The organism is Cupriavidus sp. BIS7, assembly GCF_000292345.1.
Classification (GTDB): Bacteria; Pseudomonadota; Gammaproteobacteria; order Burkholderiales; family Burkholderiaceae; genus Cupriavidus.
Map to the genome: position 1 here is coordinate 1 of NZ_ALOU01000016.1, position 23271 is coordinate 23271.

Annotated in this window: 24 protein-coding genes; 10 read left to right on the forward strand and 14 right to left on the reverse strand. The window is 64.6% G+C overall.

All coding sequences use genetic code 11. The annotated features are described in order from the left end of the window. The first annotated feature begins 172 nt into the window (after positions 1 to 172). The 6 genes from B552_RS0105520 (at position 173) to B552_RS0105545 (ending at position 4457) form a co-directional block, all read left to right on the forward strand. The gene (locus B552_RS0105520) at positions 173 to 1417 is read left to right on the forward strand and encodes a YbfB/YjiJ family MFS transporter (RefSeq protein ID WP_026035363.1); all 1245 of its coding nucleotides are present in this window, start codon (positions 173 to 175) and stop codon (positions 1415 to 1417) included. Between the two features lie 86 nt (positions 1418 to 1503). Continuing rightward, on the forward strand, positions 1504 to 2277 hold the full coding sequence (locus B552_RS0105525; protein WP_019448012.1) for a class II aldolase/adducin family protein: 774 nt from the start codon (positions 1504 to 1506) through the stop codon (positions 2275 to 2277). 17 nt (positions 2278 to 2294) lie between these two features. Next, on the forward strand, positions 2295 to 2483 hold the full coding sequence (locus tag B552_RS0105530) for a 4-oxalocrotonate tautomerase (protein WP_019448013.1): 189 nt from the start codon (positions 2295 to 2297) through the stop codon (positions 2481 to 2483). Positions 2484 to 2523: 40 nt separating this feature from the next. Beyond that, on the forward strand, positions 2524 to 3555 hold the full coding sequence (locus B552_RS0105535; protein ID WP_019448014.1) for a low specificity L-threonine aldolase: 1032 nt from the start codon (positions 2524 to 2526) through the stop codon (positions 3553 to 3555). Positions 3556 to 3620: 65 nt separating this feature from the next. After that, on the forward strand, positions 3621 to 4217 hold the full coding sequence (locus B552_RS0105540) for an NUDIX domain-containing protein (protein WP_019448015.1): 597 nt from the start codon (positions 3621 to 3623) through the stop codon (positions 4215 to 4217). Positions 4218 to 4229: 12 nt separating this feature from the next. Then, on the forward strand, positions 4230 to 4457 hold the full coding sequence (locus B552_RS0105545) for a sulfurtransferase TusA family protein (protein ID WP_008645216.1): 228 nt from the start codon (positions 4230 to 4232) through the stop codon (positions 4455 to 4457). Between the two features lie 71 nt (positions 4458 to 4528). Here the strand turns inward: B552_RS0105545 and B552_RS0105550 are convergent, their stop codons facing one another. The 7 genes from B552_RS0105550 to B552_RS0105580 form a co-directional block, all read right to left on the reverse strand. After that, a complete protein-coding gene (locus B552_RS0105550; RefSeq protein WP_019448016.1) occupies positions 4529 to 4876 on the reverse strand; it encodes an FKBP-type peptidyl-prolyl cis-trans isomerase in 348 nt (115 codons plus the stop codon). Between the two features lie 29 nt (positions 4877 to 4905). Further along, entirely contained in the window at positions 4906 to 5454 is a 549-nt protein-coding gene (locus B552_RS0105555; RefSeq protein WP_026035364.1) for a YaeQ family protein, read from the reverse strand. 155 nt (positions 5455 to 5609) lie between these two features. After that, positions 5610 to 5918 (reverse strand): hypothetical protein, encoded by a 309-nt coding sequence (locus B552_RS0105560; RefSeq protein ID WP_019448018.1) that lies wholly within the window; start codon positions 5916 to 5918, stop codon positions 5610 to 5612. 115 nt (positions 5919 to 6033) lie between these two features. After that, complete coding sequence (locus tag B552_RS0105565; protein WP_019448019.1) at positions 6034 to 6648, reverse strand: YceI family protein; 615 nt, start codon at positions 6646 to 6648, stop codon at positions 6034 to 6036. A 20-nt stretch (positions 6649 to 6668) separates the two neighbouring features. Next, positions 6669 to 7055, reverse strand: coding sequence for an MAPEG family protein (locus B552_RS0105570; protein ID WP_019448020.1), 387 nt, complete (start codon positions 7053 to 7055; stop codon positions 6669 to 6671). 72 nt (positions 7056 to 7127) lie between these two features. Continuing rightward, positions 7128 to 7358 carry an RNA-binding S4 domain-containing protein gene (locus B552_RS0105575; RefSeq protein ID WP_019448021.1) on the reverse strand — a complete coding sequence of 77 codons (231 nt, stop codon included), beginning with the start codon at positions 7356 to 7358 and terminating at the stop codon, positions 7128 to 7130. Between the two features lie 2 nt (positions 7359 to 7360). After that, on the reverse strand, positions 7361 to 9109 hold the full coding sequence (locus B552_RS0105580) for a glutamine--tRNA ligase/YqeY domain fusion protein (protein ID WP_019448022.1): 1749 nt from the start codon (positions 9107 to 9109) through the stop codon (positions 7361 to 7363). A 325-nt stretch (positions 9110 to 9434) separates the two neighbouring features. Here B552_RS0105580 and B552_RS0105585 point away from each other — a divergent pair, with 325 nt between their 5' ends. Further along, positions 9435 to 10889, forward strand: coding sequence for a CoA transferase (locus tag B552_RS0105585; RefSeq protein ID WP_019448023.1), 1455 nt, complete (start codon positions 9435 to 9437; stop codon positions 10887 to 10889). Positions 10890 to 11071: 182 nt separating this feature from the next. On the opposite strand, the gene B552_RS0105590 is transcribed toward B552_RS0105585, so the two are convergent. Both B552_RS0105590 and B552_RS0105595 read right to left on the reverse strand, forming a co-directional pair. Further along, the gene (locus B552_RS0105590; RefSeq protein ID WP_019448024.1) at positions 11072 to 11689 is read right to left on the reverse strand and encodes a pyridoxamine 5'-phosphate oxidase family protein; all 618 of its coding nucleotides are present in this window, start codon (positions 11687 to 11689) and stop codon (positions 11072 to 11074) included. Between the two features lie 14 nt (positions 11690 to 11703). Continuing rightward, on the reverse strand, positions 11704 to 12564 hold the full coding sequence (locus B552_RS0105595; protein WP_019448025.1) for a PhzF family phenazine biosynthesis protein: 861 nt from the start codon (positions 12562 to 12564) through the stop codon (positions 11704 to 11706). Positions 12565 to 12798: 234 nt separating this feature from the next. Here B552_RS0105595 and gltS point away from each other — a divergent pair, with 234 nt between their 5' ends. Beyond that, entirely contained in the window at positions 12799 to 13998 is a 1200-nt protein-coding gene (gene gltS, locus B552_RS0105600; protein ID WP_019448026.1) for a sodium/glutamate symporter, read from the forward strand. Between the two features lie 92 nt (positions 13999 to 14090). On the opposite strand, the gene ggt is transcribed toward gltS, so the two are convergent. After that, the gene (gene ggt / locus B552_RS0105605; RefSeq protein WP_019448027.1) at positions 14091 to 15716 is read right to left on the reverse strand and encodes a gamma-glutamyltransferase; all 1626 of its coding nucleotides are present in this window, start codon (positions 15714 to 15716) and stop codon (positions 14091 to 14093) included. Between the two features lie 175 nt (positions 15717 to 15891). Beyond that, on the reverse strand, positions 15892 to 16869 hold the full coding sequence (locus tag B552_RS0105610) for a tripartite tricarboxylate transporter substrate binding protein (protein ID WP_019448028.1): 978 nt from the start codon (positions 16867 to 16869) through the stop codon (positions 15892 to 15894). Between the two features lie 148 nt (positions 16870 to 17017). Here B552_RS0105610 and B552_RS0105615 point away from each other — a divergent pair, with 148 nt between their 5' ends. After that, entirely contained in the window at positions 17018 to 17902 is an 885-nt protein-coding gene (locus tag B552_RS0105615; protein WP_019448029.1) for a LysR substrate-binding domain-containing protein, read from the forward strand. A gap of 70 nt (positions 17903 to 17972) precedes the next feature. On the opposite strand, the gene B552_RS0105620 is transcribed toward B552_RS0105615, so the two are convergent. Together B552_RS0105620 and B552_RS0105625 are read right to left on the reverse strand one after the other, a co-directional pair. Continuing rightward, positions 17973 to 19475, reverse strand: coding sequence for a tripartite tricarboxylate transporter permease (locus tag B552_RS0105620; RefSeq protein WP_019448030.1), 1503 nt, complete (start codon positions 19473 to 19475; stop codon positions 17973 to 17975). 13 nt (positions 19476 to 19488) lie between these two features. Then, positions 19489 to 19950, reverse strand: coding sequence for a tripartite tricarboxylate transporter TctB family protein (locus B552_RS0105625; protein WP_019448031.1), 462 nt, complete (start codon positions 19948 to 19950; stop codon positions 19489 to 19491). A gap of 438 nt (positions 19951 to 20388) precedes the next feature. On the opposite strand from B552_RS0105625, the gene B552_RS27240 reads away from it, so the two are divergent. Then, positions 20389 to 22209 carry a potassium/proton antiporter gene (locus B552_RS27240; RefSeq protein WP_019448032.1) on the forward strand — a complete coding sequence of 607 codons (1821 nt, stop codon included), beginning with the start codon at positions 20389 to 20391 and terminating at the stop codon, positions 22207 to 22209. Here B552_RS27240 and B552_RS0105635 read toward each other — a convergent pair. Continuing rightward, positions 22206 to 23210 carry a tripartite tricarboxylate transporter substrate binding protein gene (locus B552_RS0105635; RefSeq protein ID WP_026035366.1) on the reverse strand — a complete coding sequence of 335 codons (1005 nt, stop codon included), beginning with the start codon at positions 23208 to 23210 and terminating at the stop codon, positions 22206 to 22208. The genes B552_RS27240 and B552_RS0105635 overlap by 4 nt on opposite strands. Between the last annotated feature and the right edge of the window lie 61 nt (positions 23211 to 23271).

Below are 23271 nucleotides of genomic sequence, written 5' to 3' on the forward strand. Positions count from 1 at the left end.
GCCCGCCGTGGATGCCGTGGCCGCGCCACTTTCAGTGTAGGCGACCGGGCACATACTGCCATTGCCCGCGCGCGAGCTACCCGTTTCCGCCCGCCAGCAGGCATGGCGATACAGGCGTAGCATTGTCGACATTCTTCAACCTGCAGCGCAACGCGCGCCGGGATTCCGTCACATGCCTTCCGCAAATGCCGATGTCTCCCCCGGGTTGATCGCCCGGCAAACCGCCAGCCCGTGGGCCGTGGCCGTTGCCGGGCTTGTGTCCCTGGCGCTGGCCATGGGGATCGGGCGCTTCGCGTTCACGCCGTTGCTGCCGATGATGCTGCACGACGGCACCGTTTCTCTGGTCGAGGGCGGGACACTGGCGACGCTGAACTACATCGGCTACCTGATTGGGGCGCTGCTTTGCCTGTTCATCCGGCCCGATCCGGTGCGCATGGTGCGCGGGGCGCTGGTCCTGACCGTGGTGCTGACCCTGGCGATGGCGTTGCCGGGCAGCATGCCGGCATGGCTGGTCTGGCGGACGCTGGCCGGCATCGCCAGCGCCGTGGTGATGGTCTACGCGACAGCGTGGTGCATGCAGCGGCTCGCCGAACTGGGCCAGCCAACGCTGGGTGGCCTGATGTTCTGCGGGCCGGGGATCGGGATCGTCATCACGGGCGTGTCGGTGTTTGGCATGGTGGCAGCGCACTGGCGGGCCAACTGGGGATGGGTGACGTTCGCGGTGCTCGGCGCGGCAATGTTGGCGGCAGTTTGGCGCGTGTTCGGCTCGCCGGCGCCCGCGCCACATGCGACGTCTGGGAAGGGGGCGACGTACGCAACACCGGCCCATGCGCCCAGGCTCGATCTCGAAACCTGGGCCCTGACAGTGGCTTACGGCCTGGCCGGATTCGGCTACATCATCACGGCGACCTTCCTGCCGGTGATCGCACGAAGGGCCATGCCCGGCAGCGTCTGGGCGGACCTGTTCTGGCCGATCCTCGGCGCTGGCGTGGCCGTGGGTGCGTACATCGTGACGCGCGTTGGCATGCATCACGACAACCGTCGAATGATGATGATCCTGTACACGATGCAGGCCATCGGGGTTGGCGTGGCGGCGGTGTGGCCGACGGTGGCCGGGTTCGCGCTCAGCAGCATTCTTGTAGGCCTGCCGTTCACGGCACTGGTGTCGTTTGCGATGCGTGAGGCGCGTCGCCTGTGGGGCCTGCGCGCATCGAAGCTGATCGGCCTGATGACGGCGGCATATGCACTTGGACAGATCGCGGGGCCGCCTCTGGCCACCACGCTCGTTGCGCGCACGGGAGGGTTCGCGGCGTCGCTCGCGGTGGCTGCCGGGGCGTTGCTGCTGGGCGCGCTGATCTATCTGTGGATGTGGCGCACGCTGCCGGTGGGCGCCACCGTCGGCCACGCCAGACACTGAGGACTGCGCTACATTATTGCTTCGCCGCTCACTCGACCAGACGCATCCGCGCAGGCGTTGCAGGGCGGCGCGGAGCCATTGCCCCCATGTCTTTTGCCTTGCAGCCCGCGCGTGCCGCAGGCCCGGCCTTTCCGATCACTCCCGAGGAAGCGCGTGTGCGTGTTGACCTGGCCGCCGCCTACCGGCTGGCCGCGCTTGAACGCTGGGATGACCTGATCTACACCCACATCTCGGCCACCGTGCCCGGTGAGCCTGATCACTTCCTGATCAACCCGTTCGGCTTTGCCTTCGAGGAGATCCGTGCCTCCGATCTCGTCAAGATCAACGGGCGCGGCGAGGTGGTGGGCGAAACCGTGCATCCCGTCAATGTCACCGGATTTGCGCTGCATGCCGCCGTGCATGCGGCGCGCAGCGATGCGCACTGTGTAATGCACCTGCATAACACGGCGGGTATCTCGGTATCGGCCCAGGCCGAGGGGCTGCTGCCGCTTTCACAGCACGCGATGCGTTTTCACGGCCGCATCGCCTATCACGATTACGAAGGGCTGGCCTTCACGCCCGCGGAAGGAGGGCGCCTGACTGCGTCGCTTGGCGAGCATCCGGCCATGCTGCTGCGCAACCATGGCACGTTGACCGTGGGCCGTACCGTTGCGGAGGCCTACGTGCTGATGGCTACGCTGATCAAGGCATGCGAGATCCAGCTTGGCGCGCAACTCGGCAGCGCCACGGTGCAGCCGCCTCCGGCCATTGCCGACAAGACCTCGCTGCAGCTTCATGACGATGGCGCGGTGGAGGGGGTGCTGGAATGGCCCGCGCTGCTGCGCAAACTCGATAGAATCGATCCCTCTTACAAGAACTGATATTCCTGGAGTCACGAATGCCCACCTTCCATGTAGAAATGTTCGAAGGCCGCACGGTCGAGCAGAAGCGCAAGTTTGTCGAGGAGGTGACCCGCGTCACGTGCGAGACGCTTGGCTGCGCGGCTGGCGCCGTCGACATCATCATCACCGACGTCAAGCGCGAGAACTGGGCCACGGGCGGCGAGCTCTGGGTCGACAAGAAGTAATTCCACGCAGGGCCGAACGATGACCTCCGCAGTCTCCACCATGCAGCAGTTTGCTTCCGACAACTACGCCGGCTTCTGTCCGGAGTCGCTGAAGTACTTCCTCGAAGCCAATGCCACGGGCCACGAGAAAGCCTACGGCGACGATAGCTGGACGCAGAAGGTCTGTGACCGCATCCGCGGCCTGTTCCAGACCGATTGCGAGGTCTTCTTCGTCTTCAACGGCACGGCCGCCAATTCGCTGGCGCTTTCGTCGCTGTGCCAGTCCTACCACTCGGTCATCTGCCATGAGCTGGCCCACATCGAAACCGACGAGTGCGGCGGCCCCGAGTTTTTCTCGAACGGATCGAAGCTGCTCACCGCACCCGGAGAGAATGGCAAGCTGACGGCTGACGCGGTGGAAGCGCTGGTCACGCGTCGCTCCGATATCCACTATCCGAAGCCGCGCGTGGTGTCGCTGACGCAGGCCACCGAGGTGGGCACCGTCTATACGGTGGAAGAGGTGCGCGCGATTGCGGCAATCGCCAAGCGGCGCCAGTTGCGCGTGCATATGGACGGCGCCCGGTTCGCCAATGCGGTGGCGTCGCTCGGCGTTCATCCGTCGGAGATCACATGGCGTGCCGGCGTTGACGTGCTGTGTTTCGGCGGCACCAAGAACGGGCTGCCGGTTGGCGAGGCCGTGGTGTTCTTCGACCGCAAGCTGGCCGAGGATTTCGCCTATCGGGTCAAGCAGGCCGGGCAACTGGCATCGAAGATGCGCTTTATTTCGGCGCCGTGGCTGGGCATGCTCGAACACGATGTCTGGCTGAAGAACGCACGGCATGCCAACGCGATGGCAACGCTGCTGCATCAACGCATTGCCGATGTCCCCGGCGTACGCATCATGTTCCCGACCGATGCAAATGCCGTCTTTGCCGAGCTGCCGCTGCCAGCCATCGATGCCCTGCGCGCCAAGGGCTGGCTGTTCTACACGTTCATCGGCGCGGGCGGATGCCGGCTGATGTGCGCGTGGGACCTGCAGCCCGAGACCGTGGAAGCATTCGCCGCCGATATTCGCGCGGCCTGCACGCAGTGACGGCAAGCAATAACGGCAAGCGCGCAGAGCGCTGACGATAACGAGACAGTTCCCAGGAGCCCCCAATGCAACCCTATCGATTCTGCCCGCGATGCGGCGCGGAGCTTGAACACCTGCCGATGTCCGGGCGGTATCGCCATGTCTGCGTGCAGGATGGCTGCGGATTCGTCCACTGGGACAACCCGCTGCCCGTGCTGGCAGCGGTGGTCGAGTACGAGGGCAAGCTGCTGCTGGCGCGCAACGCCGCGTGGCCCGAGAAGATGTTCGCGCTGGTAACCGGCTTCATGGAGCGCGACGAGACCCCAGAGCTTGGCGTGGCGCGTGAACTCAAGGAGGAAACCAATCTCGACACGGTGTCCGCGTCGCTGATCGGTGTCTACGAGTTCATGCGCAAGAATGAGCTGATCATCGCGTATCACATCCAGGCGACGGGCGAGATCCGGCTGTCGGAGGAACTGGCCGAGTATCGGCTGGTGGCGCCGGAGAAGGTGCGTATCTGGAATGCGGGCACCGGGTTTGCGGTGGCCGATTTCCTGGAGCGCCGAGGATTGCCCGTGCAATTCTTCGATCGCGCCACTGGCAACGATATTCCCGACCCGCGCCGCCCGACCGACTTCAGTCTGGTCGGCGCTTCGCTACAATACGGCATCGATCAGAAATAGAAGGTGAGAGGAATGGATTTTCAGAAGGAAGTGGACGCTCGCGGCCTGAATTGCCCGCTGCCGATCCTGCGTACCAAGAAGGCTCTGGCCGACATGGCCAGTGGCGAAGTGCTCAAGGTGCTGGCCACCGACCCGGGCGCCACGCGCGATTTCCAGGCGTTTGCCAAGCAGACCGGCAACGAACTGCTGTCCCATGCCGAAGTGGACAAGGTGTTTGTCTTCTACATGAAGCGCCGCTGAGCCACACGGCAGCCTGTGCGCAATAAAAAAACGGACGCCGTGGCGTCCGTTTTTTATTGGCGAGGTCCGGCTCAGACCGCGAGCAATTCCACTTCGAACAGCAGCGTGGCGTTCGGCGGAATCACACCGCCGGCGCCGCGTGCGCCATAGCCGAGATCTGCCGGGATGACCAGGCGGCGCGTACCGCCCACCTTCATGCCCTGCACGCCTTCGTCCCAGCCGCGAATCACATGGCCGGCGCCCAGCGGGAACACGAACGGATCGTTGCGATCCTTGCTCGAATCGAACTTGCGGCCGGCCTGGCCGTTCTCGTAGAGCCAGCCGGTGTAGTGCACGGTCACATGCTTGCCTGCCTTGGCTTCGTCGCCGGAACCGACAACGGTGTCTTCAAATTGCAGGCCGGAGGGAGTGGTTTGCATCGCAGTCTTCCTTTGTATGTGGCTGGGAATCAATCGTCGGCACGCTGGAGCACTTCACGCGTGACCTGTACGTTGTGGTCGTCGTCGCTGACCCAGATGTCGCCGTCCTGGATGGTCACGGAAAGGCGCATGGCACGCTTGGCCATCTGCGCCAGCGCCTCCACGGCTTCCGACGGCACATTGTAGATGGTCACGTTGCGCAACTTGCTGGCCTTGCCTGCCATGCCCTTCCACCATTCGCGCGCGCTGGCGCTCTGGTAGGTATAGACGGTGACGTGGTCTGCACGTGCGGCTGCGCGCTTCAGCCGCGTTTCATCGGGCTGGCCGAGGTCGACCCAGTGGGAAATGTCGCCGGTCAGCGTCTTGTCCCAGAGATCGGGTTCGTCGGGTTCGTCGAGGCCGCGCGTGAATGCCATCGTTTCAGTGGCTTCGCAGGCGAAGGCGAGCAGCCGGACCATCATGCGCGCGTCGTTCTCGGACGGATGCTGGGCGATGGTCAGCGTGTGGCTGCCGTAGTACGGGCGGTCCATGTCGGAAACGGACAGCTCGGCTTTGAAGATGGTGGACTTGAGCGCCATGGGATCTTGTGTGCGGCGCGCGCCCGCAATGCTGCAGTGCACGCGAAAGGCCGAATCATACGTGATCCGCGCGACGAAGCGATGGAAGCTGTGCGGCGGACAGGCCACCAGAGTCCGCCAAGGGCCAAAAACAGGCCCCGAACTGCGTGGGAAGCTCAGGGCTTGCGATAGTCGCCCAGCCAGAATCGCAACACGGCGGAAGCCAGCACGAGGGCCAGGAATGACGCCGCAGCCACCAGCGCGATGCCCCCATCGCTATTCATCTGGCCTTCCATGGCGACGCCGGCCAGCAACGTGCCCACCATGACGGCCAGCAGCGGCAACAGCAACGCGCCACGGCCATATGTCTTGTAGGCCCAGGTCGGGAATCGACGGAGAAAGTCGGGGGGAATGCTGCATGCCAGGCAGGCGCCCGCAGCAGCCAGCGACGCCGCAACGACGTCGTTCAGGTGAATCATGCTCATCCAGGTTTGCGCATCGCCGGTTGCGGGGGCGCTACGCGGCAGATGGATTTCGGCAAAGCCGTGATTCTACTGAAGTTCCCGAGCGCAAAGGTGACGCCGGACCGTCGTCCGACAGTCATTTTCCAGATGGCTGGGCAGTTCCGCCCGGTGAGGCTTCCACCGAAATCTGCAGTGTGACTGTATCGCCGACATCGGGCAGGAAGCGTGTGATTCCAAATGCGCTGCGCGGCAGGGTGGTGCGGAAGTCGCCACCGCACACATTGCGCTTGATGCCGAACAGGACCACCTCGCCGCAACTGAACCGATCAGCCTCAAGCTTGATCGGCTTGGTGACGCCGTGGAGCGACAACGATCCTTCCACGGCAACTAGCTTGCCGCCCTCGACGATAAAGCGGTTCGCCTGCAGGCGTGCGGTAGGGAATGCCTGGGAATCCAGGAACTGGGCCGAGTGCAGCACGCCGTCCAGGCTGCGATTGCCGGTATCGACCGAATCGGTGTCGACCGTGAAATCGATCGAGCCGGTGCCGTTGGCCGGGTCGTACAGAATGCGTCCGTCAATCTTGTTGAAGCGCCCCCGTACGGTGATTCGATCGAAATGACTGGCACCGAAGTACACCGCCGTGTGCGTCGGATCGACCGTATAGGCCGTTGAGGCGGCCAGGGCAGGGGTGGCGAGCAGCGCTGCCGTGGACGCCGCAAGTGGCACGGAAAGCCTGCGCAATGGTGCCATAGTCATTTCCGTGGTGTCCGTTAGTGGACAAAAACCGGCAGCAGAAAGATGCCGATCACCGTCAGGTAACCGATCGTCCAGCACAGCGTGCGCAGCGTGGCGCGATCGGTCAGGTAGCAGATCGTGTACAGCACTCGGACGACGATGAAGACCATCGCCAGTTCGTCGATGCGTGCCTGCGGTGCGGCCAGGTGCGTGGCGGCAAACACCGCGGCGGCGAAGAACGGGAATGCCTCGAAGTGATTGCGGTGGGCCATGTCGGCACGCCGCGCCCGGCCGCTCTGTCTTTCGAGCCAGGCGCGCGGGTCGTGATTGTCATAGCCACCGCGGTTGCCCGCCTTGGCTATGCCAACAGTCAGTATCGGCATCAGGCCCGCCACGAGTACACACCAGAACGCGATTGGCATCGAAGCTCCTTGGAATTCAGAATGATCCTGGCGTCGTTGCGCGGCCAATCCTGCGATGGTACTGCCAGCCGCTCAGGCTGCCACCACCTTGATGCGTACACCGCCGGCGCCACCTACGCCGACCACCTGGCCGGCGCGGATCTTGGCGGTCTTGCGCGATTCGGGCGAGCCGTCGACCGATACCTCGCCAGACGCGACCAGCGCCTTGCCGGCGCCGCCGCTGTCGCACACGCCCGCAACCTTGAGCAGGTCGTTCAGCGCGATGTACTCGCCTTCGAGCGGAAACGTGATGGTTTGCGTCATGCTTACTTGCCCCAGCTATCCTTGAGACCGACCGTGCGGTTGAACACGGGTTTGCCCGGCTGCGAATCGACATGGTCCGCCACGAAGTAGCCGTGACGCTCGAACTGGAAGCGGTCTTCCGGCTTGGCTTCGCGCAGGCCCGGCTCCAGATAGGCGGTGACCACCTTCTTCGAGTCCGGGTTCAGGGCGTCGAGGAAGTTCTTGCCGCCAGCGTCCGGATTCGGGTCGCTGAACAGGCGGTCGTACAGGCGGACTTCCGCTTCGTACGCGTGGGCCGCGCTGACCCAGTGGATGTTGCCCTTGACCTTTACGCTGTCCGCCCCGGGCGTACCGCTCCTGGTCTCCGGAAGGTAGTTCGCGTGCACGGCGATGACATTGCCGTCGGCATCCTTGTCGAAGCCCGTGCATTCGATCACGTAGCCGTAGCGCAGACGCACCTTGTTGCCCGGGAACAGGCGGAAGTAGCCCTTCGGCGGGGTCTCGTTGAAGTCCTCGCGCTCGATCCACAGCTCGCGCGACAGCGGGAACACGCGGCGGCCCATCTCGGGCTGCTTCGGGTGCACCGGCGCCGAGCACTCCTCGCTCTGGCCTTCCGGATAGTTGTCCAGAATCAGCTTGAGCGGGTCCAGCACGCCCACGCTGCGTGGCGCGCGCGCGTCGAGATCGTCACGCACTGCGCCTTCCAGCGTGCTCATGTCGATCCAGCTATCGGACTTCGCCACCCCGATGCGGTCGCAGAACAACTGGATCGACTCAGGCGTATAACCACGGCGGCGGATACCGACGATGGTCGGCATGCGCGGATCGTCCCATCCGTCTACGCGCTTTTCGTCGACGAGCTGCTTGAGCTTGCGCTTGCTCGTGATCGCGTAGGTCAGGTTCAGGCGCGCGAACTCGTACTGGTGCGGCAGCGGATTGGCGAAGACGCCGGCATCGCGCAGGTGTTCGAGCACCCAGTCATAGAGCGGGCGGTTGTTTTCGAACTCGAGCGTGCACAGCGAGTGCGTGATGTTCTCAATCGCGTCGGAGATGCAATGGGTGAAGTCGTACATCGGATAGATGCACCACTTGTCGCCGGTCCGGTGGTGATGGGCGTGGCGGATGCGGTAGAGCACCGGGTCGCGCATCACGATGTTCGGCGCGGCCATGTCGATCTTCGCGCGAAGTACGTGCTCGCCATCGGCATATTTGTCGTCGCGCATCTCGCGGAACAGCTTCAGGTTCTCCTCGACGGAGCGGTCGCGGAACGGCGACGGCTTGCCCGGCTCGGAGAAGTTGCCGCGCGTGGCGGCGATCTGTTCAGCGGTCTGGCTGTCCACATAGGCCGCGCCGCGCTCGATCAGCGTCTCGGCGAACTGGTAGAGCTGGTCGAAGTAGTCGCTTGCATAGTAAAGATGCGGCGTGCCGCCGGCCTTGTTGCTGTCCCAAGAGAAACCGAGCCAGTGCACGGCATCGATGATCGAGTCGACGTATTCGGTGTCTTCCTTGACCGGATTCGTGTCGTCGAAGCGCAGGTGGCATTGGCCGGCGTAATCGCGGGCCAGGCCGAAGTTCACGCAAATGCTCTTGGCATGGCCGATGTGCAGGTAGCCGTTCGGCTCCGGCGGGAAGCGCGTGATGACCGTCGGCAGCGGCTCGCCCTGCTTGTCCGCGCGGCTGGCGTAGGTGCCGGCGGCGAGGTCCTGGTCGATGATGCTCCGCAGGAAATTGGAGGCGGCGGGCGTGTCGTTGGGCTTGTTGTCTTGGCTCATGGTGGCGCCGCAGCGCGTGCGGCTCGATAGCTTGGGCGGACGGCCCGGGTCTGGATTGACCCGGCCAGCGTTCGCCATGTTCCGTGGAATGGGGCGATTTTACCGTGCCTGAGGGGCAACTCGGCGCAGACACTTCTTTTTCGGATTCGTCTCACTGCGCGACTGGCCGAAGTGGTGCAGAATCCACGACGAGTCACGGTTGTCATAGTGTGGTTGAGTGCCTGGCGAGCGGCGTGATCGTCGCATAGTGGTCGCCATGGTGGTCGCCATGGTGGTCACCCATCGTCGCACGGCCCGATGGGCCTTCGCTGCTGGAATACATGCCATGAATCCCGCCTCTTTCGCCGCATCCGATCCCCAACCCGCCGCCGACGTCCTTGCCGCGCTCTGGCGCGAATCCGGAATGCCGGCTGAGGCACTTGCGCACGCGGCGCTGACCGGCGCCGATCCGGTGTTCCCGTCGAGCTTCGCGGTGGGCGCGGCCGCCCAGGCCAGCCTTGGCGCCTCGGCCCTGGCCGCGGCGGCGCTGTGGGCGCAGCGCACCGGACGCTGGCAGCAGGTCTCGGTCGACATGTGTCATGCGCTGGCCGAGTTTCGCAGCGAGCGCTACCTGCGCGTCAACGGCAGCGCGGCATCGGAACTGTGGGACAAAATCGCCGGCCTGTATCCGTGCGGCGACGGGCGCTGGGTCCGGCTGCATACGAACTTTCCGCATCACCGGGACGGCGTGCTGAAGATCCTGAACTGCGCGTATGACCGGGATGCGGTGCGGGCCGCGCTGGCGAAGTGGAGGGCCGAGGATTTCGAGGCCACCGCCTCGGATGCCGGAATGGTGGTTGCCGCCATGCGCACTCACGACGAATGGCTGGCGCACCCGCAGGCGCAGGCGCTGCGCGGGCTTCCGCCGGTCATCATCGAGAAGATCGGCGATGCGCCGCCGGCACCGCTGCCGGCGTTCGCCCCCCATGCCGAAATCAATGTCGACGCGCGGCCGCTGTCGGGCGTGCGCGTGCTGGACTTCACGCGCATCATTGCCGGCCCGGTTGCGGGGCGCACGCTGGCCGCCCATGGCGCAGACGTGCTGCTGGTCACCGCGTCGCACCTGCCGTCGATTCCGCCGCTCGTCATCGATACCGGGCGTGGCAAACGTTCCTGCCAGCTGGACCTGCGCGATGCCGATGACAAGCGCGCGCTGCACAAGCTGCTGCACGGGGCAGATGTGGTGGTGCAGGGCTATCGCCCGAACGGGCTCGCCGGGCTTGGTGTCGGCGCGGAGGCCGCAGCGCGTGCGCGGCCCGGCATCGTCTATGTGTCTCTGTCGGCGTACGGCCACGTCGGACCGTGGGCCGGCAAACGCGGCTTCGACTCGCTCGTGCAGACAGCCACCGGTTTCAACGACGACGAGGCACGGGCAGCGGGCAGCGCGGAGCCAAAACCGCTGCCGGCACAGGTGCTTGACCATGCGGCGGGCTACCTGCTCGCGTTCGGCGCGATGGCGGCGCTGCATCGCCGGGCCGTGGAAGGCGGAAGCTGGCATGTGCGCGTGTCGCTGGCGCAGGTTGGGCAGTGGCTGCGAAGCCTGGGCCGCGTGGCCAATGGCTTCAGCGTTCCCGATCAACATATCGACGAGATTTCCGACCTGCTCGAGGTGCAGGAATCAGGATTCGGCGAGCTTACCGTTGTGCGTCACGCGGCAAAGCTTTCGGAAACCCCTGCGCACTGGGCCTTGCCGTCAGTCCCGCTGGGGACACACGCGCCCGAGTGGCTGCCGCGCCAATAGCGGCGACCGACGCTGGTTCAGAATGATTCCAGCGTCGCAATGACGCTGGTTGTTCTGTCGGCGGGTCTTAGAGGCGCGATCAAAATGAAGCGAAGCGGTTCTGGCTAGGCGCGCGGCCGCAGACAGTACAAGTGGTACGGCAAGGCTGCGCAACGACGCCAGAATCTTTTTGATAGCGCCTCTTAGTACAGGTTGTTGCGCAAGCGTTCCGGCAACTCGCGATCATAGGTGGCTGCGTCGATCGCGTTCTGACTCAGCGTGGCCACGATGGTGCCGTTGCTGGGCAATGCATCACGCGATATCTGTGTATCGGCCGACCACAGGTGCGATCGCATCAGTGCGCGCGCGCACTGGAAGAATACTGACCGGATCGTGATCACTAGCACCGTGGTCGGGGCCTTGTCCTGAACCAGGCAGCGCGCGATCAGGGCAGGGTCCGTGGAGATTCTCGCGGTCCCGCTGATGCGCAGTGTTTCGTTGACGCCGGGTACCAGGAACAGCAGTCCGACGCGCGGGTCGGCGACGATGTTGCGCAGGCTGTCGATGCGGTTGTTGCCGCGCCGGTCCGGCAGCAGCAGCGTGCGGTCGTCGAGCACTTGCACGAAGCCGGGTGCATCGCCACGTGGCGAACAGTCTCCGCCCTTGTCACTGAGCGTCGATAACAGGCAGAACGGCGATGCTTCGACGAACGCGCGGTAGTGCGGGTGGAGGTAGTCCACTTCCTTGGCGAGCGATGCCCCCGACGGTTTCGCATACAGCGTTTCGAGATCGGCAAGCGTGGCGATGTCATGCATTGGCATGGCGAAATCCTTTGTCAGACGGTCACGGTGCCGCGGCCCAGTTCGATGACGCGGCCGCCCACGCGGATCGCGCCCTCGGTGGTGACGGTAAGGTCCAGGCGGCAACGGCGGTCGACGAACTCACCCTGGTCCACCTGATAGCTGGCGGGTAGCGAATGGCCGGTGGCCAGCAGCCATCCACCGAGATTGGCGCAGGCGGAGCCGGTGCCCGGGTCTTCCGCCACTCCGCCACCCTGTTTGGTGAAGAAATACCGCACTAGCACCTTGCCCGGCTGTTCCGGGTCGAATGCGAACACATACGCGGTCTTGCGGCCAAGGCTGCTTTGCGGCCAGCGATCAAGGCGGCTGCTGTCAGGCTGTGCGCGGCGCACGGCGTCCGGGGTCTTCAGGGGCACCAGCAACTGATCGGCGCCGGTATCGACCCACATCGGCGGTCCAGCCAGATCGTCTTGTGTCAGACCCAGCAGCGATGCCATTTCGGCGTCCGGCAGGCCCGCCGCAGCAGTTTTCGGTGCGCCCGAGTGCGGCGCGGTCAGCGTCCAGCGATCGCCTGCGGCGACCACGGGCACCACGCCAGCCTTGAATTCCAGGGAAAGGGAATCGCCGGTATTCGCCAGTTCGCGCACGACATGCGCGGTGCCCAAGGTCGGATGGCCGGCAAAACGCATCTCATAGCCGGGCGTGAAGATGCGCACGGCGGCAGTGGCGTTGTCGGACGGGAAGACGAACGTCGTCTCAGACAGATTGAACTGCAGCGCCAGCGCCTGCATGGCTGTGTCATCGAGTCCACGCGCATCCTCGAACACGCATAGCGGGTTGCCGCCGAAGGTGGACTCGGCAAAGACGTTGACGATTCGGAATGCGTAGGTGGCCATGGGGCAATTTGGGGAGAACGCGATTCGGCAAGTCTACGGGAGCCGCTACATGACGCCATGCACAGTTTTGCATGAGTACAACTGAACAGTTACAGATCAATCAATATTCAGCCGCAGCGCGCCAGGATACATCGCGCCGATGCCGGGTTTGGGCATATTTAGGCGAATCGCGATTGGCGCAAACGATTTCCGCGCCAACAATGGGTTCCCTTTAGCCCAATCGCCAAATCTCCCATGCTGGAACTCAATACCTTTGAAACGCTCGTGGCGGCATCTCTGGTGCTGCTGGTCGGGCGCAAGCTTGTTGCGGTCACCGCGCCTTTACGCACTTTCAATATTCCCGAGCCGGTCGCGGGCGGGTTGATCGTCGCACTGTGCCTGGCGCTGGCCCGCTTTGTTGCCGATGTGCAGGTCAAGTTCGATACCAGCACGCAAGCGCCGCTGATGCTCGCGTTCTTTGCCTCGCTGGGGCTCAGTGCCAACCTTGCCAGCCTCAAGCAGGGTGGCAAATCGATCGGCGTGTTCCTGGTAGTGGTTGCCGGCCTGCTGGTGCTGCAGAACGGCATCGGCGTGGGGCTGGCTAGCGCAATGGGCCTCAATCCGGCAGTAGGCCTGCTTGCGGGTTCAATCTCGCTGTCGGGCGGCCACGGCACCAGCGCTGCCTGGGGCCAGACTTTTACCGAGCAGTTCGGCATGTCCTATGCCACGGAACTCGGTGTTGCGTGCGCCACGTTCGGGCTTGTGCTCGGCGGCCTGATCGGCGGGCCCGTGGCGCGCTATCTGTTGCGCAACGTGTCCAGGCCGGCGGCCGAATCGGCGGCCAATGCTGATCCGCTCAACTTCGAGAATCCGCAGGCCGTGCGTCTGATCACAGCCTCCGCGCTGATCGAAACGCTTGCGCTGATCCTTGTGTGCCTGACCGCCGGCCATGCGCTGGCAGCGGCGTTCAAGGGTAGCTGGCTTGAGTTGCCAACGTTCGTCTGGGTGCTGTTCGTCGGCGTCCTGTTGCGCAACGGGCTTGCCTTGCTCGGCTGGTACAAGGTGTTCGACCGTGCGCTGTCGGTGCTTGGCAATGTGAGCCTGTCGATGTTCCTGGCCATGGCGCTGATGAGCCTGCGCCTGTGGGAGCTTGCTGCGCTGGCCCTGCCGATGCTTCTGATCCTGGCCGCGCAGACCGCGGCGATGGCTGGCTACGCAGTGTTCGTCACCTTCCGCGTGATGGGGCGCACCTACGACGCCGCAGTGCTGGCGGCGGGCCATTGCGGTTTCGGCCTTGGTGCCACGCCAACGGCCATTGCGAACATGCAGGCCATTACGGACCGCTTCGGGCCGTCGCACCTTGCGTTCCTGATCGTGCCCATGGTTGGTGCATTCTTTATCGATATCGTCAACGCGGTGGTGATCAAGCTGTTCCTGAGCTTGCCCGTGTACTAAGCGCTGACAGAAAAAAGGCGCCGTGGGTTACCCCAGGGCGCCTAGCAGGACTTCTACTGCGAACTACGTACTACGGTACTGCAAAACCTGCATCAGAAGCCCACGGCCTGGCCGTCGCGACGGCTGTCGCTGGCGGCCACGTAGCCTTGCTCGGCATCGTCGGACAGGCGCCAGATAAACTGGCCCGAGCCGAAATCCATATACGGGTCTTCCACGGACTTGAGCTTGTGGCCACGCTCCTTGAGGCCGGCCACCGTGTTCGCATCCATGGTGCCTTCAACGTCCAGCGTGAAGTCCCGGTTGACCTTCCATCGCGGTGCGCAGCATGCGGCTTGCGGCTGCTGGTTGTAGTCGAGCATGCGCACCACGGTCTGCAGGTGGCCCTGCGGCTGCATGTCGCCACCCATGACGCCAAAGCTCATCACCGGCTGCCCCTGCTTCGTCAGGAAGGCAGGGATGATCGTGTGGAACGGGCGCTTGCCGCCTTCCACCACGTTGGCGGACTTCGGGTCCATCGAGAAGCCCACGCCACGGTTCTGCAGGCTGATGCCGGTGCCCGGCACCACCACACCCGAGCCGAAGCCCATGTAGTTCGACTGGATGAACGAGATCATCATGCCGTTCTCGTCAGCGGCTGTCAGGTAGATCGTGCCGCCCGTGCGCGGCATGCCGAAGTTGAAGTGCGTGGCGCGCTGCATGTCAATCAGCTTCGCGCGGGACTTCAGATAGGCGTCGTCCAGCATCTGCTCGGGCGTGACTTCCATGCTGCGCGGATCGGCCACGTAGCGATACAGATCGGCAAACGCGAGCTTCATCGCCTCGATCTGCAGGTGCTGCGAATCGACCGAATCCACCGGCAGCGCGCCCACGTCGAACTGGTCCAGGATGCCCAGCGCCATCAATGCCGCAATGCCCTGGCCGTTCGGCGGGATCTCGTGCACTTCGTAGCCACGGTATGACTTGCTGATCGGCGTTACCCATTCAGGGCGATAGTTGCGCAGGTCGTCGATCGTCATCGCGCCGCCGCAAGCCTTGCTGAACGCGGCGATCTTCTCGCCGATCTCGCCTTCATAGTACGCGCGGCCCCCGGTGGCGCCGATCTTGCGCAGCGTGTCTGCAGCGTCCTTGAACACGAACTTCTCGCCAACGTGCGGCGCGCGGCCGTTCGGCATGAACGTCTCCGCAAAACCCGGCTGGCTCTTGAGGTCCGGCACCGCTGCTGCCCACTTGTGCGCAACCACCGGCGGCACCGCGTAGCCGCGCTCTGCAATCTCGATCGCGGGCTCCATCAGGTCTTCGAACGGCAGCTTGCCGAAGCGCTCATGCAGCGCGGCCCAGCCGGCGACGACACCGGGCACCGTCACCGAATCCCAGCCACGGATCGGACGATTCGCAATGCCGTTGCCATCGACGCCGTACTTGTTCTTGAAGTAATCGGGGTTCCATGCAGCCGGTGCGACGCCCGACGAGTTCAGGCCATGCAATTCCTTGCCGTCCCACAGGATCGCGAATGCATCGCTGCCCAGGCCGCACGAAACGGGCTCCACCAGCGTGATGGCTGCTGCGGCGGCGATTGCAGCGTCTACCGCGTTGCCGCCCTTGAGCAGCATGCGCAGCCCGGCCTGCGCCGCCAGCGGGTGCGAGGTCGACACAACGTTGCGCGCAAACAGCGGGATGCGCACTGTGGGGTAGGGGTTGGTCCAGTTGAAGTTCTGCATGGTCGGTCTCTCGCTATGCCAAATGTTTTCTCCCCTCTCCCACGAGTGGGAGAGGGGCGGGGGAGAGGGCTTTGAGGTTCAAATTGCGACAAGTCGAAGTTTGATCCGCTGAACCCTCTCCCCCAACCCCTCTCCCGCCATGCGGGAGAGGGGAGTAAAAATAGAGATCAAAAATTCATTCCACCTGGATCTTTCGATCCTTGATCAGCTTGCCCCAGCGGGCGCTGTCGTGCTTCACCATTGCGGCAAACTGCGCTGGCGTTCCGCCGACCGGTTCCGCGCCAAGCTTGGCCAGGCGGTCCTTGACGTCCTGCGACTGAATGGCCTTGTTGAATTCGGCGTTCAGGCGATTGACGATATCGGCCGGCAGGCCCTTGGGCCCGTAGATGCCGAACCACGTATCCGATTCGAAGCCAGGCAGGCCCGATTCGCTGACGGTCGGCAGGTCCGGGGCCAGCGGCGAGCGCTTCAGGCTTGTCACTGCCAGGCCCTTCAGTTTGCCGTCCTTCACGTGCGGCATGCCGGACACGATGCTGTCGAACAGGATCTGCACCTTGTTGGAGATGAGATCAGGCACGGCCAGCGCAGTGCCCCGGTAAGGGATGTGCGTGATGAACACGCCTGCCTGGGCCTTGAATGCTTCGGCGGTCAGGTGCACCACGGTGCCGTTGCCGCTCGACGCGTAGTTCAGTTCGCCCGGATGCTTCTTCGCATAGTCGATCAGTTCCTTGACGTTCTTCACCGGCAGCGAGTTCGGCACCACCAGCACATTGGTGGCCGTGGCAACCTGGCCGATCGGCGTGAAGTCCGTTTCGGTGTTGTACGGCAGGTGCGTGTTGATGAACGGGCCGATCGAGTGCGTGCTGGTCGTTGCGATCAGCAGCGTGTAGCCGTCAGCGGGCGCCTTGGCGGCCATGTCGGAGCCAATTGCACCGCCGGCGCCGGGGCGGTTGTCCACCACGATCTGCTGGCCCAGGCTGGCCCCCACCTTCTGGGCGATGGCGCGCGCCAGCAAATCGGTGGCGCCGCTGGCCGGGAATGGCACGATCAGCCGGATCGGCTTGTTGGGATAGGTGTCGGCGCGCGACGGGGCGGCGGCGACGGTCAGGCTAGTGGCAAGGCCGATGCCGATCAGGCGAAGCCAGCTTTTCATGTCTCTTCTCCGGTGCGGGGTGCAACGCTTTTTCTTCCTGGCAGGAATCCAAAATTATTCCGCGCCGACGGACATAATGAAAGTTAATATTCCTTGCTGAATACACAAGAAAAACTTGTGAATCAACGCATGGAGCGTACGCGACGTAATGAGCACAATCCGCTTTCTCAGAACCTTCGTGGCCGTGGCCGAGCACGGCTCGTTTGCCGCCGCTGCCGGGCAGGTGGCATTGACGCAGGCCGCCGTGAGCCTGCAGATGCGATCGCTCGAGGAAGAGTTGCGGCGCGAGCTGTTCGATCGCAGCGGCCGGGTGGCGGTGCTCAATGCCGATGGCCGGGAACTGCTGCCGCAGGCGCGCCGGCTGCTGGCGCTTTACGACGAGATGCGGCTGCCGCTGGCCGGCTCCGAAGTCATGGGCGGCGCCGTGGCGGTAGGGGCCGTGGTATCGGTGATGGGCGGGCTGTCGCACGTTGTGGCACGGCTCAAGCGCACGTATCCGGCGCTGGATGTGCGGCTGGTCAGCGCCAAGTCGATCGAACTGGCGGCGATGGTGGAGGGCGGGGAACTCGATGCGGCGTTCCTGGTGGAGGGCACCGCGAAGCCGTCAGGCGTGTTGCGCTGGACGCCGCTCTACGACGAGCCGCTGGTTGCCATCGCCGCGCGCGGCAGCAAGGGCAGTACGGCGCAGCAGGCGCTGGCCGCCAATCCGTTCCTGCGCTTCGACCGTACGCAGCGCACCGGCGCGCTGGTGGAACGTGCGCTGCGCCGCGCGCATCTGCGCACCAATGAATTCCTGGAGTTGAACTCGATCGAGGCGCTGGTGGAACTGGTGCGTCAGGAAGTGGGCGTCACCGTGGTCCCGTTGCTCAAGCGCGCCCGCTGGCATGAGGACGAAGCGTTGCACATCCTGCCGCTGCAGGTGGACGGAGCGCCGACGGTGCGCACCATCGGCATGCTGGAGCGGCGCGATCACGGCCGCGCGCATGTAACCGAGGCGATCCGCGCGGCCTGTGCCGCGCTGTTCGGCGCATGAATCGAAAAGATGAAAAAGGGCGCCACGACGGGCGCCCTTCGGGAACAGCAGAAGTTCAAGCCTGACGGGCTTACTCTTCCTGGAACGCTTCTTCGCGCTTGGCCTTGATCGACGGCATCGCCACGATCGCAACCAGCACTGCCGCGCCGATCAGCAGGCCCAGCGACAGCGGACGCGTCACGAACACGCTGAAGTCACCACGCGACAGCAGCAGCGAGCGGCGGAAGTTCTCTTCCATCATCGGTCCGAGCACGAAGCCCAGCAGCAGCGGTGCGGGTTCGCAACGCAGCTTGATGAACAGGTAGCCGATCACGCCGAAGGCCGCGGTCTGGAACACGTCGAACGTGGTGTTCTGGACCGAGTACACGCCGATGCAGCAGAACGTCAGGATCGCCGGGAACAGGAAGCGGTACGGCACCTTGAGCAGCTTCACCCACACGCCGATCATCGGCAGGTTCAGCACGATCAGCATCAGGTTGCCGATCCACATCGACGCAATCAGGCCCCAGAACAGCGCGGGGTTGCTGCTCATCACCTGCGGACCAGGCTGGATGTTGTGGATCGTCATTGCGCCCACCATCAGCGCCATCACGGCGTTGGGCGGAATGCCGAGCGTCAGCAGCGGGATGAACGAGGTCTGTGCCGCGGCGTTGTTGGCCGATTCCGGACCTGCCACGCCTTCGATCGCGCCCTTGCCGAACTCGTGCGAATACTTCGACGTCTTCTTTTCCAGCGAGTACGCGGCGAACGAAGCCAGTGCCGCGCCACCGCCCGGCAGGATACCCAGTGCCGAACCCAGTGCGGTGCCACGCAGCACGGCCGGGATCATGCGCTTGAAGTCTTCCTTGGTCGGGAACAGGTTGGTCACGCTGTCCGTGAAGGTTTCGCGGGCTTCCTTCTGTTCGAGGTTCGCGATGATTTCCGCGAAGCCGAACACACCCATCGCCACCGATACGAAGTTCAGGCCGTCGGTCAGTTCAGGCACGTCGAACGAGAAGCGCGCCGCGCCCGAGTTCACGTCAGTACCGACCAGACCCAGCAACAGGCCCAGCACGATCATCGCGATGGCCTTGACCAGCGAACCCGAGGCCAGCACCACGGCGCCGATCAGGCCCAGCACCATCAGCGAGAAGTACTCGGCCGGGCCGAACTTGAATGCCAGCTCCGACAGCGGGGCGGCAAATGCGGCCAGGATCAGCGTGGCCACGCAGCCCGCGAAGAACGAGCCCAGACCGGCGGTGGCAAGTGCCACACCTGCTCGGCCGCGACGCGCCATCTGGTAGCCGTCGATCGTGGTCACCACCGACGACGACTCGCCCGGCAGGTTCACCAGAATCGCGGTGGTGGAGCCGCCGTACTGCGCACCGTAGTAGATGCCGGCCAGCATGATCAGCGCGGCCACCGGCGGCAGCGTGTACGTCACCGGCAGCAGCATGGCGATGGTCGCCAGCGGCCCGAGGCCCGGCAGCACGCCAATCAGCGTCCCGAGCACGCAGCCCAGGAAGGCGTAAGCCAGGTTTTGCAGCGACAGGGCGGTTGCAAAGCCCAGTCCGAGGTTGCTTAACAGTTCCATGAGGCCCGTCTCCTTAGCTAGCCAGGAAAGCCGGCCACACCGGCATCTGCAGGTTGATGCCGTACACGAAGGCGCCCATGCTGATCAGCACGAGGATGACCGCGTTCAGGATGGCGCCCTTCCAGCTGAATTCATGACTGGCCATCGAGGAGACCAGCACCAGTACCACGACCGACAGCACCATGCCGAGCGGCTTGAGCAGCAGGCCGAACAGCACGACCGCACCCAGGATCCAGAGCAGGATCTTGACGTCCCAGCGCTCCAGATGATCTTTCGCCATCTTGGACGACAGCGAACCCCACAGTACCAGCGCGCCCAGCAGGGCGAGCACGATGCCGAGCCAGAACGGGAAATATCCCGGTCCCATCTTGGCGGCCGTTCCCATGGAATAGCCACGGGCGACGAAGGAAAAGCCCAGACCGACCAGAATGAACATCAGGCCGGAGGCAAAGTCCTTTTGGCTACGTATGCGCAAAATGATTCTCCTCGATTGACTTGCTTGGACTCACACGCGACGTGCCGGAAAACCGGCCTGTCAACTGGGTCGGGAACGCACAGCGCCCCCGGCCCCGCGACACTCCCCGTCGCGGGCAGGCTGGAAGGTAAAAGTGCATTCTTTCAGCTACCTTTCATATGTCTGCAATTGGGGTCATCCTAAGGGTATTTCCCTAGGCATACGTACGAAACGGGTCAGCATGTCCGTCGATAAGTCGTTGTCAATGCAAGGGAAATCGCGGGAAAGGCAGGCGGGGCTGGGCGCATGCGAGGCGTGCATGGGCACGCGGAATTCGGGGCGGGACTGGCCTGCGCGTGCACTATCATCAACTCACCAGTGGGCACCAGTTGGCACCAGTCGGCACCAGTCGGCACCAGTAGCCGCGTCGGCGGGACAACAAAACGGGGGAGCCACGGTTTGGAAAGTATCGAACACACCATTCTGCTCGGCGCCGTGGTGATGACCGCGGGCATACTGCTCGGGGTGTTCTCGTCGCGCTTCGGTGTCCCGTTCCTGCTCGTGTTCCTCGGCGTCGGCATGGCGGCGGGCGTCGATGGCCCCGGCGGCATCCGCTTTTCCAACACTTGGCTCAGTTTCCTCGTCGGCAACATCGCGCTGGCCGTGATCCTGCTCGACGGCGGATTGCGCACGCGCCTTGCCACGTTCCGCGTGGCATTGCGGCCCTCTCTGTCGCTGGCCACGTTCGGCGTGGCGATAACGGCCGGGCTGGTCGGCATGTTTGCGTCATGGATGCTCGGGATCGACTGGAAGCTTGGCCTGCTGCTGGGCGCCATCGTTGGTTCGACTGATGCCGCAGCGGTCTTCTCGCTACTCAACAGCAGCGGTGTGCGGCTCAAGGAGCGCGTGGGCAGCGTGCTGGAGATCGAGTCGGGCATCAACGATCCGATGGCGATTTTCCTGACGCTGACGCTGATCGAATGGATCACCTCGCCGCATGGGCTGTCTCCTGGCGCGCTGATCCTGCGGCTGGTGGTGCAGTTCGGCGTGGGCGGGCTGCTTGGTGCGGCGCTTGGATACTGCCTGGCCAACGTGATGGAGCGCGTCAATGTGGCGGAGGGCCTTCAGGCCATCCTGGTCTGCGCGGGCGGCTGCATGGTCTGGGCAATTGTCCAGACGGCCGGCGGCAGCGGCTTCCTGGCCATCTACCTGGCCGGGGTGATCGTGGGCAACCGCGAGCGCGCGGTCAGCGAGGACACGATGCGCGCGATGGACGGCATGGCCTGGCTGGCGCAGTCGGCGATGTTCCTGTTGCTGGGCCTGCTGGTTGCGCCGCACCGGATCTGGGAGATTGCGCTGCCGGCGGCGGCGGTGGCGCTGTTCCTGATGTTCGTGGCGCGGCCAGTGGCCGTCTGGATGTCGCTGCTGCCGTTCCACTTCAACGCGCGCGAAAAGGGATTCATCGCGTGGATGGGATTGCGCGGCGCAGTGCCGATCGTGCTGTCGCTGTTCCCGCTGCTGCGCGGCATGGAAGATTCGGGGCTGCTGTTTCGCGTGGCGTTCGCCGTGGTGCTGGCCAGCCTGCTGTGCCAGGGCACGACCGTGGCGCTGGCCGCCCGTATGGCCCGCGTGCTGCGTCCGCTCTACAACGAGCCGCTATCGCGCGAGCGACTGCGCGGGACGCAGGCGCCAGCCATGGAGCTGATGCAGTTTCAGGTCGCGGCCAATGCGCCAGTGGAAAGCCTTCGCGCCGACCGGCTCGAACTCCCGCTGCGCAGCCAGTTGATGACCGTAGTGCGCGACGGCGCGCTGGTACCGCTCGACCGCGCCATCCTGCGTGCTGGCGATACCGTGTCGGTGCTGGCGCCCGGCGGCGTGGTGCCGGTGCTGTCGCGGCTGTTCCTGACGCCGGGGCCGCCGCCGGCATGGGATCAGGTCACCTACGACTTTCTGCTGAGCGGGCAGGCAAGGCTGCTGGAAGTTGCGGCGCTATATGGCGCGCGGGCGCTGACGGAAGCAGAACGGCTGCGCACGCTCGAACAGGCGATGCTGGCGGTGTTCCAGTCGCCGCCCGTGGAGGGGGATGCCGTCGAGATTGCAGGTTTGCGGCTGACTGTGACCCGCATGGACGGGGCGCGCATCGTGCAGGTGGGCCTGCTCCTGCCCCGTTCTGTTGTGGCGGAAGCCAGCGATGGCAAAGGCCATGGCTGGCACCGCCACAGCCGCGCGCGGCAGGAGGGCGGATCGGGCGGATCGGGTGGATCGGGTGAATCGGGCTAGTCGACCTTCGCGCCCGAGACCTTGACGACCTGGCCGTACTTCTTGAGTTCGCGCTGGATCAGCGCCGCGAACTGCTCTGGCGTGGTCGGCGCAGGCTGCGCGCCGATGCGTGCGAGGCGCGCCTTCATGTCGTCGGTCTTCAGGATCGCCACGATGTCGTGATTGAGCCGGTCCACGATGTCGCGCGGCGTGCCAGCCGGCGCGAGCACACCGAACCACGTGGAAATATCGAAGTTCTCGAGGCCCAGGCCCTTGCCCGCTTCGGCAATCGTCGGCAGATCCGGGAACGCCGCCGCGCGGCTGGCGGTGGTCACCGCGAAGGCCTTGAGCTTGCCGGCCTTGATGTTCGCCGATGCCGAGGCGAGGTTGTCGAAGATCAGGTCGGTCTGGCCAGACAGCACGGAAAGCTGGGCCGGCGATGCCCCGTTGTACGGGATATGGACCATGCTCACATGCGCCATGCTCTTGAACAGCTCGCCCGAGAGATGGCCGGCGCTGCCATTGCCGCCAGAAGCGTAGTCAAGCTTGCCCGGGTGCTTGCGCGCGTATTCGACCAGGTCGCGCACGCTGTTGATATGCAGCTCGGCGGCCTTGCCCGGGTGCATCACCAGCACGTTCGGCACGTCTGCCACCAGCGTGATCGGCGCGAAGTCCTTGACCGGGTCATAGGGCATCTTGCTGAACAGCGTAGGGTTGATCGCATGCGTGGCCACGGCGCCCATCACGATCGTGTAGCCATCGGCCGGCTGCTTGGCGACGAAATCTGCGCCAAGGTTGCCGCCCGCGCCAGGCCTGTTTTCCACCACCACCGGCTGGCCGAGGCTGTCACGCAGCTTCTCGCCGATGGCGCGCGCCACGGTGTCCAGCGGGCCGCCGGCCGGATAGGGCACGACAAAGCGGACCGGTTTGGTGGGCCAGGTGGTGGCTGCGGCTGCGGCTTGTACCGGAGCCGCGAAGGCCAGCGTGGCGGCCATGGCGGCGGAAAGCAGGGTCTTCAACATAAGTCAGAGGAACGATCGGGAAGTCGACAGGCCCCGGGCGTACGCTGCGCGCCGGGGCTTC